General features: G+C 66.1%; 1 protein-coding gene. It reads left to right on the plus strand.

Going from position 1 to position 239, the window contains the following annotated elements; genetic code table 11:
* A partial coding sequence (locus tag SM755_RS24140) for a hypothetical protein (RefSeq protein WP_323174898.1) occupies positions 1-239 on the plus strand: 239 nt, incomplete at both ends.

The following is a 239-nucleotide window of genomic DNA, read 5'->3' on the forward strand; positions in this document are numbered from 1 at the left end:
CCTCAACGTCTATGTCGATGGGGACGTTCATCTGCTCGATGGCGACATGTCGAACGAGCAGGCACCGGAGACCGTCGAATCCACGGTGTCGAACATCACCGTGGTTACGGCCGTCGGACCGGACGGCGGTCGGCTGACCGCCGACGCAAGCGTGGCGCGCGTCATCGACGGCGAGGTCTCGGCCGACGTCAGCAGTGATAGCGGTCCGAGCGAGCCCGTCGGCGAGACGGACGAAGGTG

Source organism: Natrialba sp. PRR66 (genome assembly GCF_034808065.1).
Classification (GTDB): Archaea; Halobacteriota; Halobacteria; order Halobacteriales; family Natrialbaceae; genus Natrialba; species Natrialba aegyptia.